The 18,242-nt window shown below is 60.9% G+C and carries 16 protein-coding genes; 15 read left to right on the forward strand and 1 reads right to left on the reverse strand.

Annotated elements, in window-relative coordinates:
• The first annotated feature begins 124 nt into the window (after positions 1-124).
• The 9 genes from J2046_RS16590 (at position 125) to J2046_RS16630 (ending at position 10,239) form a co-directional block, all read left to right on the forward strand.
• Positions 125-1,030 carry a GNAT family N-acetyltransferase gene (locus tag J2046_RS16590; RefSeq protein ID WP_210053622.1) on the forward strand — a complete coding sequence of 302 codons (906 nt, stop codon included), beginning with the start codon at positions 125-127 and terminating at the stop codon, positions 1,028-1,030.
• Positions 1,031-1,058: 28 nt separating this feature from the next.
• Positions 1,059-2,195 (forward strand): AAA family ATPase, encoded by a 1,137-nt coding sequence (locus J2046_RS16595; RefSeq protein ID WP_210053625.1) that lies wholly within the window; start codon positions 1,059-1,061, stop codon positions 2,193-2,195.
• Positions 2,196-2,244: 49 nt separating this feature from the next.
• A complete protein-coding gene (locus tag J2046_RS16600) occupies positions 2,245-4,467 on the forward strand; it encodes a primosomal protein N' (protein WP_210053627.1) in 2,223 nt (740 codons plus the stop codon).
• A 70-nt stretch (positions 4,468-4,537) separates the two neighbouring features.
• The gene (locus J2046_RS16605) at positions 4,538-4,921 is read left to right on the forward strand and encodes an AGROH133_08824 family phage infection protein (protein WP_210053629.1); all 384 of its coding nucleotides are present in this window, start codon (positions 4,538-4,540) and stop codon (positions 4,919-4,921) included.
• Positions 4,922-5,183: 262 nt separating this feature from the next.
• Positions 5,184-5,750 carry a F0F1 ATP synthase subunit delta gene (locus tag J2046_RS16610; protein ID WP_152601253.1) on the forward strand — a complete coding sequence of 189 codons (567 nt, stop codon included), beginning with the start codon at positions 5,184-5,186 and terminating at the stop codon, positions 5,748-5,750.
• Complete coding sequence (gene atpA, locus J2046_RS16615) at positions 5,750-7,279, forward strand: F0F1 ATP synthase subunit alpha (protein WP_210053631.1); 1,530 nt, start codon at positions 5,750-5,752, stop codon at positions 7,277-7,279. The genes J2046_RS16610 and atpA overlap by 1 nt, the downstream gene beginning before the upstream one ends.
• A 42-nt stretch (positions 7,280-7,321) precedes the next feature.
• Complete coding sequence (locus J2046_RS16620; RefSeq protein ID WP_210053633.1) at positions 7,322-8,203, forward strand: F0F1 ATP synthase subunit gamma; 882 nt, start codon at positions 7,322-7,324, stop codon at positions 8,201-8,203.
• A 23-nt stretch (positions 8,204-8,226) separates the two neighbouring features.
• A complete protein-coding gene (gene atpD, locus J2046_RS16625) occupies positions 8,227-9,657 on the forward strand; it encodes a F0F1 ATP synthase subunit beta (RefSeq protein WP_037156829.1) in 1,431 nt (476 codons plus the stop codon).
• Positions 9,658-9,831: 174 nt separating this feature from the next.
• Positions 9,832-10,239, forward strand: coding sequence for a F0F1 ATP synthase subunit epsilon (locus tag J2046_RS16630; protein ID WP_210053635.1), 408 nt, complete (start codon positions 9,832-9,834; stop codon positions 10,237-10,239).
• A 52-nt stretch (positions 10,240-10,291) separates the two neighbouring features.
• On the opposite strand, the gene J2046_RS16635 is transcribed toward J2046_RS16630, so the two are convergent.
• Positions 10,292-11,188, reverse strand: a complete 897-nt coding sequence (locus J2046_RS16635) for a LysR substrate-binding domain-containing protein (protein ID WP_210053637.1) — start codon at positions 11,186-11,188, stop codon at positions 10,292-10,294.
• A 70-nt stretch (positions 11,189-11,258) separates the two neighbouring features.
• Between J2046_RS16635 and J2046_RS16640 the strand changes: the two genes are divergently transcribed.
• From J2046_RS16640 to J2046_RS16665, 6 genes are all read left to right on the forward strand, one after another.
• Positions 11,259-12,443: an iron-containing alcohol dehydrogenase gene (locus tag J2046_RS16640; protein ID WP_233469841.1), complete on the forward strand. Its 1,185-nt coding sequence runs from the start codon at positions 11,259-11,261 to the stop codon at positions 12,441-12,443.
• A complete protein-coding gene (locus J2046_RS16645; RefSeq protein ID WP_210053639.1) occupies positions 12,443-13,942 on the forward strand; it encodes an aldehyde dehydrogenase family protein in 1,500 nt (499 codons plus the stop codon). The genes J2046_RS16640 and J2046_RS16645 overlap by 1 nt, the downstream gene beginning before the upstream one ends.
• A 13-nt stretch (positions 13,943-13,955) precedes the next feature.
• Positions 13,956-15,080 (forward strand): mandelate racemase/muconate lactonizing enzyme family protein, encoded by a 1,125-nt coding sequence (locus J2046_RS16650; RefSeq protein WP_210053640.1) that lies wholly within the window; start codon positions 13,956-13,958, stop codon positions 15,078-15,080.
• Between the two features lie 68 nt (positions 15,081-15,148).
• A complete protein-coding gene (locus J2046_RS16655) occupies positions 15,149-16,042 on the forward strand; it encodes a LysR family transcriptional regulator (protein WP_210053642.1) in 894 nt (297 codons plus the stop codon).
• Between the two features lie 167 nt (positions 16,043-16,209).
• Positions 16,210-16,689, forward strand: a complete 480-nt coding sequence (locus J2046_RS16660; RefSeq protein ID WP_210053644.1) for a formate dehydrogenase subunit gamma — start codon at positions 16,210-16,212, stop codon at positions 16,687-16,689.
• Positions 16,686-18,242: a formate dehydrogenase beta subunit gene (locus J2046_RS16665; protein WP_210053645.1), complete on the forward strand. Its 1,557-nt coding sequence runs from the start codon at positions 16,686-16,688 to the stop codon at positions 18,240-18,242. The genes J2046_RS16660 and J2046_RS16665 overlap by 4 nt, the downstream gene beginning before the upstream one ends.

Here is an 18,242-nt window from a genome sequence, read left to right on the forward strand (position 1 = left end):
AGCCGCCCCAGATTGCTACCGACGGCGTTACGAAATTCCTAAGCCCTATTTTAGTCCATGTAACAATGTCATCGTTCGATCATACAGGCTGCGATATAATGGCGGCCTGCCAGCGGGAGTTTCTATGGCGCGCCGTGATTCCACCACCACGTTCGGACAGTTCGCGGAGACAATCGCTCTCGTTTCTCAAGGCAAGCCCGGCCATATCGTTGACACGCTGATCGCCGAACGCGGCGAGCGCATCGTGAAGAATCCGCTTTGGCCAGTGATGCGGCCGTTTCTCTATGCGCTGCTGCGCTACGGCAAGGCAATCGAATTCGCGGACGACGTTGCCAGCATGCCCGGCTTCCAGTCCTTCGAATATCTGAGCAATGTGCTGAAGCTGGATATTGCTATCGCCAATGCCGAGCGCATTCCTGCTGCGGGCGGTTTCATCCTTGTCAGCAATCATCCGACTGGTATTGCCGATGGAGTCGCTATCTTCGACCTGCTGAAAGGGCGCAGGCCCGACATGATGATCTTTGCCAATCGCGATGCGATCCGCGTCAACCCGCGTTTTGCCGAAATGATCATTCCGGTCGAATGGCGGGAAGAATACAAGAGCAAGCTGAAGGCCCGCGAAACTTTGGTTCTGACCAACAAGACGGTCGAGGACGGCAAGGTGATGGTGCTCTTCCCGTCGGGCCGTATCGCCTATTGGGCGGACGGGAAGCTCAATGAACGCCCCTGGAAGACTTCGGCCGTGGGGCTGGCGCGCAAATACAACATGCCCATACTGCCGATCCATATGCGGGCACGCAATTCCGGCCTGTTCTACTGGTTCGCCAAGTGGTCGACCGAACTGCGCGACATGACGGTATTCTACGAGCTTTTGAACAAGAAGGGCGACCGTTTCGATTTCACCATCGGCCAGATGATCCAGCCGGATCAGCTCGAAGGTGATGCGGCCGAGGTCACCAAGGCACTGGAGCATCATACCGTCTTCGAACTTGCCGCCAATGGTGATGCGAAGTTCATGCCTCGCTTCTAACTTGCGCGGGATCGTGTAGAAATCGGGCATGCTGCTTCGCTCGATGTTCGCCCAAAACTACCGTTCGCTCCGGTCGATCCGCATGGATCTTTCCGGCGTCAACCTGTTCATTGGCGAGAACGGCGTCGGAAAGTCCAACCTCTATCGCGCTCTTCAACTCGTTCAGGCGGCTGTGCGGGGTAATCTGGCTTACGAGATTGCGGCCGAAGGCGGCATGGCGTCTGCGCTCTGGTCAGGCCCGAGGCGGGAGGGGAAGAATTTTCGGATCAAGTTCGAGGCGGAGGTGCTGGACGAGGAGCGGGCCATCACCTTTCGCTATCGGGTCGAGGCGGGGCTTCGCCCGCCCATCGACGCGGCGGGCTTTGTCTTCGAGCCGCAGGTGAAAGCGGAAGAGCTGTCGGTCGAGACGGGTTCGCGGCCGGTGACGATGATGAAGCGCGCCGGGCCGGGCATCATGGTGCGGGGAACAAGCGGGCGAATGGAGGAATATCCCGAACAGGCGATGACGTCCGAGACGGCGATCGCGCTGCTTGGCGATGCCGGGCACTACCCGGAAGTCGGCGCCTTTCGGCGCATGGTCGATGGATGGCGGTTCTTCCATGGGTTTCGCACGGACCGGGACTCGGCTTTGCGGCAGCCCTGTCTCGCTGTGACCTCTCCTCTCCTGGATCAGGACGGCAGCAACATGGCCGCGGTCTTTGCGACGCTGGTGCACACGCGCGGGGATACGGTGGAGCTCGACCGGGCGGTTGCCGCCGCTTTCGGCGGGGCGAAGCTCTCTGTGCCGGAGCCCGGCGAACATGCGGAATTCGGCCTCGTCTTTCCGGATTTTCCGCGGCGGGTGTTTCAACCGCGCGAGCTTTCCGACGGTCAGATCCGTTTTCTGGGACTCGCGGCCGCGCTGATGTCCTATCGCCAGCCGCCGCTGATTGCGCTCAACGAGCCGGAAACCAGCCTGCACCCGGACATGCTGCCGCCGCTTGCCGACATGATTGCGGAAGCCTCCCGCTCCAGCCAGATCTGGATTGTCACGCATTCGGACGTGCTGGCTGCGGCGGTCGAGGCGCGTTGCGGCAGCCGGCCACGCAGAGTGATCAGACAGGGGGGCGCCACCTGGATCGAAGGCATGAGGCTGACGGGGGTCATCGACACAGAGGATGAGTAGCCCTCTTCAGGGTTCACTTTTGTTCCGCTTCGGGGCATGGTCGCCACCCATGGGCAAAGATTCGTCCGATCTCTTCGGTTCGCTGTTTAAAACACCACCCTTGGTTAAAGTGGTGCCGGTCCTGGTGCCGCTGCCGGTGCCGGGCGCCTATAGCTATGCGGTTCCGGAAGGCTTGGCAGTGGAGCCCGGCTCGGTCGTGCAGGTACCGGTCGGGCCGCGGCAATTGATCGGCGTTGTCTGGGACGGCGAGAACGACGACAGGCTCGATCCGAAGAAGCTCCGACCGATGACACTCGCCTTCAATTGCCCGCCGCTTTCAAAAGAAATGCGCGATTTCATCGACTGGGTTGCGAACTATACGCTCTCGCCGCCCGGGCTGGTGGCACGCATGGCGATCCGGGCGCCGGCGGCCCTCGAACCAGAGCCGATGGTGGAGGGCCTGCGTTACCTCGGCGGCCAGCCGGAGCGTTTGACGCCTGCGCGGACCCGGGTGCTCGATCTGGCCAATCAGGAAGACATCCCCTGGACCCGCAGCGGGCTGGCGCATGCGGCTGGCGTCTCATTGAGCGTCATCGACGGGCTCACCGCACAGGGCATATTCGAAACGATCTTCCTGGCCCCCCCTCCCGTCGTCGCCAAGCCCGATCCGGACTATATCGCGCCGCGCATCGAGGGGCCGCAGAAGGACGCCGCCGAGGAGATCGTCAGCTCGATCCGGGCCGGCGGCTTTTCCACGTCGCTGATCGACGGCGTTACCGGCTCCGGCAAGACGGAAGTGTATTTCGAGGCGATCGCGGAGACCTTGCGGCGAGGCAAGCAGGTGCTGATCCTGCTGCCGGAAATTGCGCTGACTGCAAGCTTTCTCGAACGTTTCCAGGACCGGTTCGGCGCCAAGCCGGGCGAATGGCATTCCGATCTTTCGCCGCGCATGCGCGAAAAGGTCTGGCGCGGTGTCGTGACGGGCGAGGTGCAGGTCGTGGCCGGCGCCCGCTCCGCGCTCTTCCTGCCTTTCGAGAACCTTGGTCTCATCATCGTCGACGAAGAACACGATCCCGCCTACAAGCAGGAAGACCGCGTTTTCTACAATGCCCGTGATATGGCCGTGGTGCGCGCCCGGATCGGTGATTTTCCGATCGTACTCGTCTCGGCGACGCCATCGGTCGAAAGCCAAGTTAACGGGCTTTCCGGTCGTTACAACACCGTGCATCTGCCGACCCGTTTCGGCGATGCGGCGATGCCAGACCTGCATCTCATCGACATGCGACGCCACCCGCCGGAGCGCGGCGGCTTTTTGTCGCCCGTGCTGATCCGGGCAATTGCCAAGACGATCGGACGTGGTGAGCAGGCACTGCTCTTCCTCAATCGTCGCGGTTACGCGCCGCTGACGCTCTGCCGGGTCTGCGGCCACCGCTTCCAGTGCCCGCAATGTTCGAGCTGGCTGGTGGAGCACCGCTTCAAGAACCAGATCCAATGCCATCAATGCGGTTACTCCGAGCCGAAGCCCGAAGCCTGTCCGGAATGCGGGACGCTCGACCACCTCGTCGCCTGCGGGCCGGGCGTCGAACGCATCGCCGAGGAAGTGGAAAAGCACTTTCCGGACGCTCGGACGATCGTCATGTCGTCGGACCTGCTCGGTGGCGTCAAGCGCATGCGGTTGGAGCTGGAGGCTATCGCCAAGGGCGATGCCGATATCGTCATTGGCACGCAGCTGGTCGCCAAGGGGCACAATTTCCCGCTGATGACGTTGGTCGGCATCGTCGACTCCGACCTTGGACTGTCGAACGGCGATCCGCGGGCGGCGGAGCGGACATTCCAGCTTCTTTCGCAGGTGACGGGACGCGCCGGCCGGACCGGCCTGAAAAGCCACGGCCTGTTGCAGACCTTCCAACCGCAGCATCCGGTCATGCAGGCGATCGTTTCGGGCGACGCTGGCGCTTTCTACGAGCGCGAGATTGCCGAGAGAGAAAAGGCGATACTCCCTCCTTTCGGTCGACTCGCCTCGCTGATCGTATCGGCCGATACGCGGGCGGATGCGGAAAACCATGCCCGCGGGCTCAGAGCCGCCGCGCCAAAGGTTAGCGGCATTTCCGTGCTCGGACCGGCGGAAGCGCCGCTTGCGCTGGTGCGGGGCCGGCACCGTTTTCGGCTGCTCGTACATGGGCGGCGCAATTCCGACATGCAGGCTTTCCTCCGGGCGATGCTGGCAAGCGGGCCGAAGCAGCGCGGGGCGGTGCAAATCCAGCTCGATATCGACCCGCAGAGCTTTCTCTAAGTCGCCACTCTTAGCGAGTTGTTTACCGCTTGCGCTAAAATCAGACGATTCGAATAAGGGCGAGAACCGGATGGAACTCTATTTTCCCACTGAACTCGGCGAACAACTCGCTTTCGTTTGCGCCGCGGCAACTGCTGTTCTCGGCCTCGTCGCTTTCCTGTTCCCAGCTTTCGTCCTGCGCCTGACGGCATTCCAGATCGGCGAAGTGCGGCCGGAGGGATACGCTTCCGTTCGCGCCGCGGGAGCGCATCATCTTGGGCTGGGGCTGACGGCCATCATGCTCGCCCAGGACTGGATCTATATGGTGCTCGGTATCGCACTCGGATTCGCAGCCATCGGACGTCTCGTCTCCTGGGCCTTCGACCGGGCCTTTACCCCTCGAAATATTGCATTTTTCTTACTTCAGGTTGTGCTGGCGGCCGGACCGCTCGCCTATGTCTTCGGGACGATTTGACGCCTCCATTCGAGACCGCGGACCACAATTGCCTGAAAATCCCTCCGCTTGCGGGATAAAATGCGGTTCAAGCCCTTGCATCCAAGGCTTTTTCCTCTATCAGGCGTGTTGCGGTGGCCTACATCCTATGCTAGACGAACCGCGAAAGTCGGAAAGGGTAGGGCGCCCGCCCTGCAGGTTCTGAGAAATAATCAAACGATTTCAAGGTCTTGCTGCACCTTTTACGGAAGGTTTGGCGCTTGGATGGCAATACAGGGAAACTGTGCCCGTGGCAGACACGTCCCAGCTTATTTCCGGTGTAGCGGAGCGTTACGCTTCCTCGCTTTTCGAACTGGCTCTGGAGGCTGGTTCGGTCGACAAGGTCGGTGCCGATCTTGATCGTTTTCAGGTGCTGTTGGACGAAAGCGAAGACCTGCGACGCCTGGTCGCAAGCCCGGTTTTTTCCGCCGAGGAGCAGCAAAAAGCCATCGTCGCCGTTGCCGACAAGGTTGGCATCACGGGCCTCGTGGGCAATTTTTTGAAGGTCGTTGCCGGCAATCGCCGCCTCTTCGCGCTCCCCGGCATGATCCGCGCCTATCGCGAGATCGCTGCGGCGCATCGCGGAGAAATCACCGCCGAGGTCACTTCGGCATATGCGCTTTCCACGGCGCAGGAAACTGAGCTCAAGTCGGCGCTGAAGGGCGTTACCGGCAAGGATGTGGCAATCGCCGTGACGGTCGATCCGTCGCTTCTCGGCGGTCTCATCGTCAAGGTCGGTTCTCGTCAGATCGACACCTCCCTTCGCACCAAACTTTCCACCCTTAAGCTTGCACTGAAAGAGGTTGGCTGATGGATATCCGCGCCGCGGAAATTTCCGCAATTCTGAAAGATCAAATCAAAAACTTCGGCCAGGAGGCTGAGGTTTCCGAAGTCGGCCAGGTTCTTTCCGTTGGCGATGGTATCGCCCGCGTTTATGGTCTGGACAATGTCCAGGCCGGTGAAATGGTCGAGTTCCCGGGCGGCATCCGCGGCATGGCGCTGAACCTCGAAGCCGACAACGTCGGCGTGGTTATCTTCGGTTCCGACCGTGCTATCAAGGAAGGCGACACCGTCAAGCGGACCGGCGCCATCGTTGACGTTCCGGTTGGTCCGGAGCTGCTCGGCCGCGTCGTCGACGCGCTTGGTAATCCGATCGACGGCAAGGGCCCGATCAATGCAACCCGCCGTTCTCGCGTCGACGTGAAGGCTCCGGGCATTATTCCGCGCAAGTCGGTTCATGAGCCGATGTCGACCGGTCTCAAGGCCATCGACGCCCTCATCCCGGTCGGCCGCGGCCAGCGCGAGCTCGTCATCGGCGACCGCCAGACCGGCAAGACCGCCATTATTCTCGATACGATCCTGAACCAGAAGGCCATTCACGACAACGGCCCTGATTCGGAAAAGCTGTACTGCGTCTACGTCGCCATCGGCCAGAAGCGTTCGACCGTTGCTCAGTTCGTCAAGGTTCTCGAAGAGCGCGGCGCCCTGCAGTATTCGATCATCGTTGCCGCTACGGCTTCCGACCCGGCCCCGATGCAGTATCTGGCGCCGTTCGCCGGTTGCGCCATGGGCGAATACTTCCGTGACAACGGTCAGCACGCCCTGATTGGTTACGACGACCTTTCCAAGCAGGCCGTCGCCTATCGTCAGATGTCGTTGCTGCTGCGCCGTCCGCCAGGCCGTGAAGCCTACCCGGGTGACGTCTTCTACCTGCATTCCCGCCTTCTGGAGCGCGCCGCAAAGCTCAACGACGATCGCGGTGCTGGTTCCCTGACTGCTCTGCCGGTCATTGAAACCCAGGGCAACGACGTTTCGGCCTTCATTCCGACCAACGTGATCTCGATCACCGACGGCCAGATCTTCCTCGAAACTGACCTCTTCTACCAGGGTATCCGCCCGGCCGTTAACGTCGGTCTGTCGGTTTCCCGTGTCGGTTCTGCCGCACAGATCAAGGCGATGAAGCAGGTTGCCGGCTCGATCAAGGGTGAACTCGCCCAGTATCGCGAAATGGCTGCCTTCGCCCAGTTCGGTTCGGATCTCGATGCCGCGACACAGCGCCTTCTGAACCGCGGTGCCCGCCTGACCGAGCTCCTGAAGCAGCCGCAGTTCTCGCCGCTCAAGACGGAAGAGCAGGTTGTGGTGATCTTCGCCGGCGTCAACGGCTATCTCGACAAGATTTCCGTCGCGGAGGTCGGCAAGTTCGAGCAGGGCCTGCTGTCCTACCTGCGTACCGAAGGCAAGGCTATCCTCGATACGATCCGTACCGAGAAGCAGATTTCGGACGACACGCGCGCGAAACTCAAGGCTGCTCTCGACAGCTTTGCCAAGTCTTTCGCCTGAGAACGGATCAAGCCCAACTAACCCCCAGGGGACCGATAACGGATGCCTTCACTTAAGGATCTGAAAAACCGGATCGCCTCCGTAAAGGCGACGCAGAAGATCACCAAGGCGATGAAGATGGTTGCCGCGGCGAAGCTGCGCCGTGCCCAGGAGGCGGCCGAGGCCGCCCGTCCTTATGCGGAGCGGATGAACAAGGTGTTGGCCGGCCTTTCGGCCGCCAACGCCGGCAATGCCGAAGCGCCGTTGCTGCTGTCGGGAACGGGCAAGGATCAGGTTCATCTCCTGATCGTCGCGACCGGCGAACGCGGTCTGGCCGGGGGCTTCAACTCCTCGATCATCCGTCTTGCCCGCGATCATGCGCAGAAATTGCTCTCCCAGGGCAAGACGGTGAAGATCTTGACCGTCGGCCGCAAAGGCAACGATGTCCTGCGCCGCAGCTTCAAGGAAAATATCGTCCACTACATCACCTTCCGCGAAGTCAAGCAGCTTGGTTTCGTGCAGGCGGATGAAGTGGCGCACAAGGTATTGGAACTGTTCAATGCCGGCGAGTTCGACGTTGCGACTTTGTTCTTCGCGCGTTTTCAGTCGGTGATTTCGCAGGTGGCAACTGCTAAGCAGATCATTCCGGCAAAGTTCGAAGCGAGCGAGGCAGCGAATAACGGGTCTTCGGCGCTCTACGAATATGAGCCCGGCGAACAGGAAATTCTCGAAGACCTGCTGCCGAAGAACATCGCAGTGCAGATCTTCCGGGCGCTGCTTGAAAACAACGCTTCCTTCTATGGCGCGCAGATGTCCGCGATGGACAGCGCGACGCGCAATGCCGGTGAGATGATCAACAAGCTGACGCTTTCCTACAACCGCCAGCGTCAGGCGCAGATCACCAAGGAACTCATTGAAATCATTTCGGGCGCGGAAGCGCTCTGAGGTAAAGAAAGAGGGTAAGAATCATGGCTACCGCAACGGGCTCGTCCCTCGGCAAAGTGACCCAGGTTATCGGCGCTGTCGTTGACGTCGCTTTCGACGGCGACCTTCCGGCGATCCTGAACGCGCTTGAGACCGATAACAACGGCAACCGCCTCGTTCTCGAAGTCGCACAGCACCTCGGGGAAAACTCTGTTCGCACGATCGCGATGGACTCGACGGAAGGTCTTGTCCGCGGTCAACAGGTCACTGATACCGGCGCTCCGATTTCGGTTCCGGTCGGCCCGGAAACGCTCGGCCGCATCATGAACGTCATCGGCGAGCCGGTCGACGAAGCCGGCCCGCTCAACACCGAGCACAAGCGCGCCATCCACCAGGATGCTCCGGCTTATGTAGAACAGTCCACGGAAGCCCAGATCCTCGTCACCGGCATCAAAGTCGTCGACCTTCTCGCTCCTTACGCGAAGGGCGGCAAGATCGGCCTCTTCGGTGGTGCAGGCGTCGGCAAGACGGTTCTCATCATGGAACTAATCAACAACGTCGCGAAGGCGCACGGCGGCTACTCCGTGTTCGCCGGTGTCGGCGAGCGGACCCGTGAAGGCAACGACCTCTATCACGAAATGATCGAATCGGGCGTCAACAAGCATGGCGGCGGTGAAGGTTCCAAGGCTGCGCTGGTTTACGGCCAGATGAACGAACCGCCGGGCGCCCGCGCTCGCGTCGCTCTGACCGGCCTCACGGTCGCCGAAGATTTCCGCGACAGGGGCCAGGACGTCCTGTTCTTCGTCGACAACATCTTCCGCTTCACCCAGGCAGGTTCGGAAGTGTCGGCTCTGCTCGGCCGTATTCCTTCGGCCGTCGGTTATCAGCCGACGCTTGCGACCGACATGGGCCAGATGCAGGAGCGCATCACCACTACGACGAAGGGCTCGATCACCTCGGTTCAGGCCATCTACGTTCCGGCCGACGACTTGACGGACCCGGCCCCGGCGACCTCGTTCGCCCACCTCGACGCGACGACGGTTCTCTCCCGTTCGATTGCTGAAAAGGGTATCTACCCGGCCGTCGATCCGCTCGACTCCACCTCACGCATGCTTGACCCGATGGTCGTCGGCGAAGAGCACTACGACGTGGCTCGTAAGGTCCAGTCGACCCTGCAGCGCTACAAGGCGCTTCAGGACATCATCGCCATCCTTGGCATGGACGAACTCTCGGAAGAGGACAAGCTGACGGTTGCCCGCGCCCGCAAGATCGAGCGCTTCCTGTCGCAGCCTTTCTTCGTTGCCGAAGTCTTCACCGGCTCGCCGGGCAAGCTCGTCGCACTCGAAGACACGATCAAAGGCTTCAAGGGCCTCGTCAACGGCGAATACGACCACCTTCCGGAAGCAGCCTTCTACATGGTCGGCTCGATCGAGGAAGCAGTTGAGAAGGCCAAGAAGCTGGCGGAAGCCGCCTGATCCTGAACGAGATGGCGCGCGGGAAAATTTCCGGTGCGCCGTCACTGCATAGAACACAGAGCATCGCAGCTAAAACAGAATTGCCTTTGATGCTCTGACTTTTGTTTTCCCGCGATTCCGGACGCAAAACCGTTAGGAATTTTTGCTGGAATTGCTCTAAGGAAGTGGACCGTTATGGCCGACGCTTTCAATTTTGAACTGGTTTCGCCCGAGCGTCTCCTCGTGTCGGAGAAGGTCACAGAAGTGGTGATTCCGGCCACTCTCGGCGAAATGACGGTGCTGGTCAATCACGCGCCGACGATGACGACCATCAAGCCGGGCGTGGTCTCCGTGAAGCTCGCCTCCGGCCAGGTCAACAAATACGTGGTGTTCGGCGGCTTCGCCGACATCCTGCCGACCGGATGCACGCTGCTTGCCGAATCCGCCGTGCCGCTCAGCGAAGTGACGCGCGAGACGCTGCAGCGGCGGATCGAGGTTACGCAGGCCGAGATCGATAGAGCCCAGAGCGACGAGCACAAGACCAAGCTGGAACTGTTCTTGGCAGAACTGACTCATCTGAACGGCATCGTCATGCCGGCCTAAGTGCCCAACCATTCAAGAGTTGCAGGCGGCCCGAAAGGCCGTCTTCTTTTGTTTATTGACCTGCGAGCAGATGCTGATGCAGGCGCGCGGCCCCCGGTGAAAGAGAGCGGTAGCGTGGCATGCCCAGATAATAGCCGTAACCGGTTTCGATCCGGTTCAGGCCGACTTCGATCAGTGTGCCGGAAGCAAGCTGCTCCGCGATCAGTCTGATACTACCGAGTGTGATGCCTTCGCCTTGCAGGGCCGCGTCGATTGCCAGCGAATAGGTGGAAAAGGAAAGCCGCGGGTTAGGCCACGTTTTCGGCGGATGCGGGATGCGTGTGAACCACTGCCGGAACGAGATCCAGTTGGCGTTGAACCGCTCGTAGTCGATCAGGTCAAGATCGGCAACTTTATCGGCAGTTAGTGATGCGGCATCCAGGCCTCTTCGGGCAAGATAGGCGGGAGAGGCGACCGGTGCCAGGATTTCCTTCATCAGCAGCGTCAAATTCCAGCGCGGGTGTTCGCCGGTGGAATAGAGGATGACGAGATCGTTGGCCTCGGACGCCAGTTCCGATGGTGAATCTGTCGTCAGCAGCCGTACGGAAACGGACGGACTTTCGTTGTCGAAATCCTTAAGCCGCTTGCCGAGCCAGAGATGCGAGACTGAGCCGCTTGCGGCAATCGAGATGATTTCGCGCCCGCCGCCGCGGAAGGGCTCAAGGCTTTCCTCCAGATATTCGAGCATTGCGCGCACACGCTGAAAAAGCCGCTCGCCCTCCGGCGTCAGGGCCAGATTGCGGCCGCGGCGGTTGAAGAGCTTTGCGCCGAGTTGATCCTCCAGCCCCTGGATGCGGCGGCTCACGGCGGCTTGGGCGATATGAAGCTCACGGCCGGCGCGGGAAAAGTTCATGAAGCGGCAGGCGGCGTCGAAGACGCGAAATGCTTCCAGAGGAATGCGGTCGAGCATCACGTTTCTCCATAATCTCAAGTCATCCAATATCCCGAAAAACCGATGGATTTGAAGAGCTGAGATTGTGATGCAGACTGAAGACATTTCCAAACCGGATTTGCTGCCCGTGTCATTTTCGACCTTTTCCATTCCCGGCATCCGCTTCGCCGCCGGGGCGTTTCGTGAGGTCGCATCCGCCGCAAAGGCCTTCGAGGGCGTGCATACCGCCCTGATCGTCATGGATGGCTTCCTGGTCTCTTCGGGATTGGCCAGGGAACTTTCAGGCGATCTGGCTGAGATCGGGCTGGAGGCGCGGCTCTATTCGGATTTTTCCGGCGAGCCGAAGCTTGCGCATGCGCGAGCAGCGACGGAAGCAGCCAGAGGCGCTGATCTGGTGATCGGCGTCGGCGGCGGTTCGGTGCTGGATATCGCCAAGATCGCAGCCTGCTGCGCAGCGTCCGATGAGGATCCGATGTTCTACGCGCTTGCCGCCAACCAATTGCCGAAAAAGCCGCTGAAGAAAATCATGGTGCCGACGACAGCCGGCACGGGATCGGAAACGTCTGCGACGAACATTTTTACAGGCCCGGAAGGCAAGAAGCTGTGGATCTGGGGCAAGGAGACGAAGGCGGACCTCGTCATTCTCGATCCGGAGCTGACAATTTCGCTGCCGCCGCATCTCACGGCCTGGTGCGGCATGGATGCCTTCATCCATGCTTTCGAGGCCTCGACCAACCGCAATGCCCATATCGGTGCAAAGCTCTATGCCCATGAAGCGATGCGGCTCATCGCAGGCTCGCTTGAAACGGCGGTCAAGGTGCCTGGCAATCTCGATGCGCGCGGAAAGGTGCTGCTCGGCTCCTGTTATGCCGGCGTCGCGATCGACAATTGCGGGACGGCGGTCGCGCATAATATCAGTCATGCGCTGGCGGGGCTGGCGCCGGTGCATCACGGGCTTGCGACTGCGCTCGGCTTCGAGGCGACATTGCCGTGGCTTGTCGAGGCCGATACGATCGATCTGCATGCGGCGGCCAAAACGGTTCGTCTCGATAACGCTGCGGCGCTGCCGGCCTTCGTCTCCGACATGATGGAGCGCTGCGGGATAGTGCGCGCGCTGCCGAAGGCATTCGAGCCCTTCAGTGCCGCCGACCTAGCCGCCGAGATGCGTGCGCCGGAAAATCAGCCGATGCGGCGTTCGACAATCCGCGCCATTTCCTATGCGGATATCGATGTGTTCGCCGACAAGATCATGTCGCTTCCGAGGACCCTCTGATGACTGGAATCTATACCCGCGACTATTGGGAAAAGAAGCTGGCGGCGCTGACGCTGGAAGGCCGCCATTTCATCGATGGCGAATATCGGGCTTCGACGTCCGGGCAGACCTTTACCCGCGTTCGCCCGATGGACGGCAAGCCCGGTGCGGAACTGGCTCTCGGCAGTGCTGCGGACATTGATGCGGCGGTTGCTGCGGCGCGGGCTGCATTCGAAAGCGGCGTCTGGCGAAGGCAGGAACCGCTCGAAAAGAAGAAGATCATGCTCAGATGGGCGGAGTTGATCCGCGTCCATGGCGAAGAGCTCGCGCTGCTGGAAACGCTCGATGTCGGCAAGCCGGTGCTCGCGTCGCTGAACGTCGACGTGCGGCTGTGCGCGGATGGCATCCAGTATTATGCCGAGATGATCGACAAGATGTATGACGAGATTGCGCCGACCGGGCCGAACGCCCGCGCGCTGGTGCGCAAAGTGCCGCTCGGGGTGGTCGGCGTGATCACGCCCTGGAACTACCCGATGATCATCGATGCCTGGAAGCTCGGTCCGGCGATCGCGGCCGGCAATTCCGTAGTGCTGAAACCTGCCGAACAATCTTCGCTCTCGGCGATCCGGCTCGCCGCATTGGCCGTCGAAGCAGGCTTGCCGGCCGGTGTGCTGAACGTCGCAACCGGTTATGGCGAGGAGGCGGGCAAGCCGCTGGCGCTGCATATGGATGTGGATATGATCGCCTTTACCGGCTCGACCGAAGTGGGCAGGCTGATGATGGGGTACGCGGCGCAATCGAACGTCAAGCGCGTGGCGCTGGAGCTGGGCGGCAAGTCACCGCTCGTCGTCTTCGCGGATGCCGATCTCGATGCGGCCGCATCGGCTGCCGCGTGGGGCTGCTTCTACAATTCCGGCGAAACCTGCCATGCCTCGACCCGGCTTCTCGTACAGCGCTCGGTTCAGAACGCGCTGATCGAGAAGATAGAGGCGGTCACGAAAAACGACATCACGCTTGCGCATCCCTTCGAGCCCTCGGCACAGATCGGTGCATTGATCGAGGAAGCACATATGCAGAAGGTGCTCGGGATGATCGCAGCCGGCGAGAGGGAAGGTGCACGGCGCGCCTTCGGAGCCGAGCGGGTGCTTTCGGACACCGGCGGTTACTATGTCTCGCCCGGCGTTTTCGTGGACATGACGAACGACATGAGCCTCGCCCGGCAGGAAATCTTCGGCCCGGTCCTGGCGGTTATCCCCTTCGATACGGAGGAAGAGGCGCTGCGGCTTGCCAACGACACGATCTACGGGCTTGCCGGCGCAGTCTTCACGAAGGACATGGACCGGGCGCACCGTTTTTCCGAAGCAATCCATGCCGGCACGGTGTGGATCAACACCTATGACATGTCGAGCTTTGCAACGCCCTTCGGCGGCTTCAAGCAATCCGGTTTCGGGCGAGATCGTTCAGTGCATGCGATCGACAAGTATTGCGACTACAAGACCATCTGGCAGCAGTTCGGATAGGCGGGGAGGAGATATGAGCCGGATCGCATCGATAGAAATTTCGCACCACCGCCTGGAGCTCGATCCGCCTTTCAAGGCAAGCTGGGACGGTCGGCCGCGGCATTATTTCGACGCAACGATCGTCCGGGTGCGGGACGAGGATGGACGCGAGGGTGTCGGTTCCGGTGACCTGATGAAGGGTTTCGAAGGCCATGAAGACCTGTTCATCGGTCAGGATCCTCGTCATATCGAGCGACATTACGAGATCCTGTCGCACATCAACTTTCACTACGGTCGCTGCTGGCCGCTCGATCTGGCACTCTGGGATCTTGCGGGCAAGGTAACCGGCGAGCCAGTCTGGCGCATGCTCGGAGGGCGGACCGATCGTGTCCGGCTCTACGCTTCTTCCGGCGTGCTGCGAGATCCTTCCGCGATGGTGGACCAGGCGGAGCATTATGTCGAGGAGGGGTTCACCGCGATGAAAGTGCGGTTCTCCTCATCCGCTGGCGGGCGTTCGAGCTGGCGCGACGACGTGAAGGCGCTGGAAGCGATCTGCCTTCGTGTCGGCGATCGGCTGGAGCTGATGGTCGACTGCAACCAGGGTTGGCGCATGCCCTGGGATACGACGCTGCCCTGGGCCTTCAAGGACGCGCTCGTCGTGGCGCAGGAGCTCGAACAGCTCAATATCTATTGGATGGAGGAGCCGCTGCATCGTTCCGACCGCAAGGGCATGAAGGCCCTGAGGGAGGTGACCTCGGTGCGGATCGCCGGCGGCGAGATGACTCGTGAGCTTTACGAGTTCCGTGACATCATCGAGGAACGGGCCTTCGACGTGATCCAGCCGGACGTGGCGCTGGTCGGCGGTATCACCGGCTGCCGTCGGCTCGTCTATCAGGCGCGCGAAGCGGGTGTGATGTTCACGCCGCATAGCTGGACGAACGGGATCGGCGTGTTGGCGAATGCGCATCTGACGGCCGGCGCGGGCGATGCCCCCTTTCTCGAATACCCTTACGACAATCCGGAATGGAGCGAGGCGCGACGCGATTTTCCGCTTGTCCAGCCGCTGAAGCATGAAAACGGCTGGCTGGAACTCGGTGAAAGTCCCGGTCTCGGCATCGTGCTGAATGAGGAGCGGTTGAAGGCCACGCGGATCGGTTAGGGTCATCGCTGCCAACCGGCTTGTATGCCGGCGCGCAACGCGTTAGCGCTGGTGCCAGGAGGTTTGCGATGATCGACAAGTTGGAATTCTTCATCGCGCTCGCCCGCGAAGGCCATTTCGGCCGGGCAGCCGAGGAATGCGGCATCTCGCAGCCATCGCTTTCGGCAGCGATACGGCAGCTTGAGGAGAGCCTCGGCGTGCAGCTCGTGGTGCGTGGCTCCCGGTTCCAGGGTCTGACGCCGGAGGGACAGCGGGTGCTGGAATGGGCAAAGCGCATCGTCGGCGACACGCGCACCATGCGCGAGGAGATGCGCGCCGCGCGCAAGGGGCTTGCCGGGCACATCCGGCTTGCGGCTATCCCGACCGCGCTTGCCATGATACCGCGGCTCACGGAACCCTTTCAGGCAAAGCATCCGGATGTCACCTTTTCGGTCGTCTCGCGCAACTCGCTGCAGGTGCTCTCTCAACTCGACAATTTCGAGATCGATGCGGGGATCACTTATCTTGATAACGAGCCGCTTGGCCGCGTCACGAGCGTGCCGCTCTATTCCGAACATTATAATCTGGTCACGGCAGCCGGTACGCCCTTGGCCGATCGCGAGCAGGTGACCTGGAAGGAGATGGCCGATCTCAGGCTTTGCTTGTTGACGCCGGACATGCAAAACCGGCGGATTATCAATCAGCATCTCGCAGATGCCGGCGTCACCATAGAGCCGATGCTTGAGTCGAATTCTATGGTCGTGCTGCTCTCGCATGTGGGCACTGGCCGATGGGCGAGCATCATGCCGCGCAATGTGGCTCGGTCATTCGGATTCGCCAAGCAAATTAGCACGATTCCGATCGTTGAACCGGAAGCCAGTCACATCGTCGGATTGGTGGCAACGCATCGCGAGCCGTTTACGCCGCTGGTCTCCGCTCTATTGCACGAAGCACGCAGTCTGAGTCCGGCAGCCATGGATTGATAGTTTTTTTCTATCGATCAACCAATCTCCTTTATTGACGGTTGCGGCATGCGTTGCGAGACTCCACCGTAACAGGTGAAGCACGACCGCCGGACGGCTTCGCCAGCTTTCTGATCTGCAAATGGTCGCAAAAACGGCCGCGTGGGTCAGCCGGGAGGCTAGAAGATATGAATATGCGCATTTCCGCTGGTGAGTTCACCGAGCGGTCGCTTCAGATCATCGGGGATCTGAAGCATCTCGAAGGCCCGATGCTGCCGATCCTGCATGCGATCCAGGCGGAGTTCGGTTATGTGCCGGAGGAAGTGAAGCCGATCATCGCCAGCGAACTCAACCTGTCGCGGGCAGAAGTGCATGGCGTCGTCACTTTCTACCATGATCTCCGCGAGCACCCGGCCGGTCGGCATGTGTTGAAGCTCTGTCGGGCGGAGGCCTGCCAGTCGATGGGCAGCGATCGTATTGCTGATCGTGTCCGCGAGCTTTTCGGGATCGACTTTCACCAGACGACGCTGGACGGTGCCGTCACGCTGGAGCCGGTCTACTGCTTGGGCCTTTGCGCCTGCGCGCCGGCTGCAATGCTGGACGGGGAGGTTTACGGTCGCGTGGACGAGCACTGTCTTGACGAGATCATTACGGAGGTGCGCCGATGACGGTGGCAATCTTCGTGCCGCGCGATGCCGCTGCGCTCGCGCTCGGAGCCGAGAAGGTGGCGAAGGCGATTACCCAGGAGATCGCAGCCCGCGGCCTCGATGCGAAAGTGGTGCGCAACGGCTCGCGCGGCATGTTCTGGCTGGAGCCGCTCGTCGAGGTCCGCAATGGGCATGGCCGTGTCGCCTACGGCCCGGTGAAGGCGAGCGATGTGAAAGGCCTATTTGATGCCGGATTCCTGACGGGCGGCGATCATCCGCTCTGTCTCGGGCTGACGAAGGACATTCCGTTCCTTCGTCAGCAAACGCGTCTTACTTTTTCCCGGTGCGGGGTTACCGATCCGCTTTCCCTTGATGACTATCGGCAGTATCAGGGGCTGAAGGGACTGGAAAAAGCGCTCTCCATGGCTCCTGCCGAGGTCGTCAAGGAAGTCACCGACAGCGGCCTGCGCGGACGTGGCGGAGCCGGCTTCCCGACCGGTATCAAATGGAAGACGGTTCTGGATGCGGCCGATCCGCAGAAATACATCGTCTGCAATGCCGACGAAGGGGACAGTGCGACCTTTGCCGACCGTATGATCATGGAGGGCGATCCCTTCGTGCTGATCGAAGGCATGATCATTGCGGGCGTCGCGACCGGTGCCACCAAGGGTTATGTCTATATCCGTTCCGAATATCCGCATGCGATCGAGACGATGACGGAGGCGGTAGAGATCGCCCGTGTCGCCGGTATCCTCGGACCGTCGGTGATGGGGTCGGCGCATGCGTTCGACATGGAAATCCGATCGGGTGCCGGTGCCTATGTCTGCGGTGAGGAGACCTCGCTCCTCAATTCTCTCGAAGGCAAGCGGGGGATCGTGCGCGCCAAACCGCCGCTGCCGGCATTGAAGGGGTTCCTTGGCCGTCCGACAGTGGTCAACAATGTCATCTCGCTTGCTTCCGTGCCGGTCATCATGGATCGGGGGGCGGCCTTCTATCGCGATTTCGGCATGGGCCGGTCGCGGGGCACGATCCCAATCCAGATCGCCGGCAATGTCAAATATGGCGGGCTCTACGAGACCGCTTTCGGCCTTTCGCTCGGCGAAATTGTCGACCATATCGGCGGCGGCACGGCAAGCGGACGGCCGGTGAAGGCGGTTCAGGTGGGCGGTCCGCTGGGCGCCTATTTCCCGCGTGCTCTGTTCGATACACCGTTCGATTACGAAGCCTTTGCGGCCAGGGACGGACTGATCGGCCATGCGGGGATTACCGTTTTCGACGACACTGTGGATATGCTCAAACAGGCCCGGTTCGCGATGGAATTCTGCGCCATCGAAAGCTGCGGCAAATGTACGCCCTGCCGTATCGGCTCAACACGGGGCGTCGAAACGGCCGACAAGATTGCTCAAGGCGTCGAGCCTGAGAAAAACAAGGCGCTGCTTGCCGACCTCTGCAACACGATGAAGTTTGGCTCGCTGTGTGCTCTCGGCGGCTTCACACCCTATCCCGTCATGAGCGCGATGAACCACTTCCCGGAGGATTTCGCTCCAACACCCTTTATCGAAGCGGCGGAGTAA

The sequence above is a fragment of the Neorhizobium petrolearium genome, from assembly GCF_017873175.1.
Taxonomy (GTDB): domain Bacteria; phylum Pseudomonadota; class Alphaproteobacteria; order Rhizobiales; family Rhizobiaceae; genus Neorhizobium; species Neorhizobium petrolearium.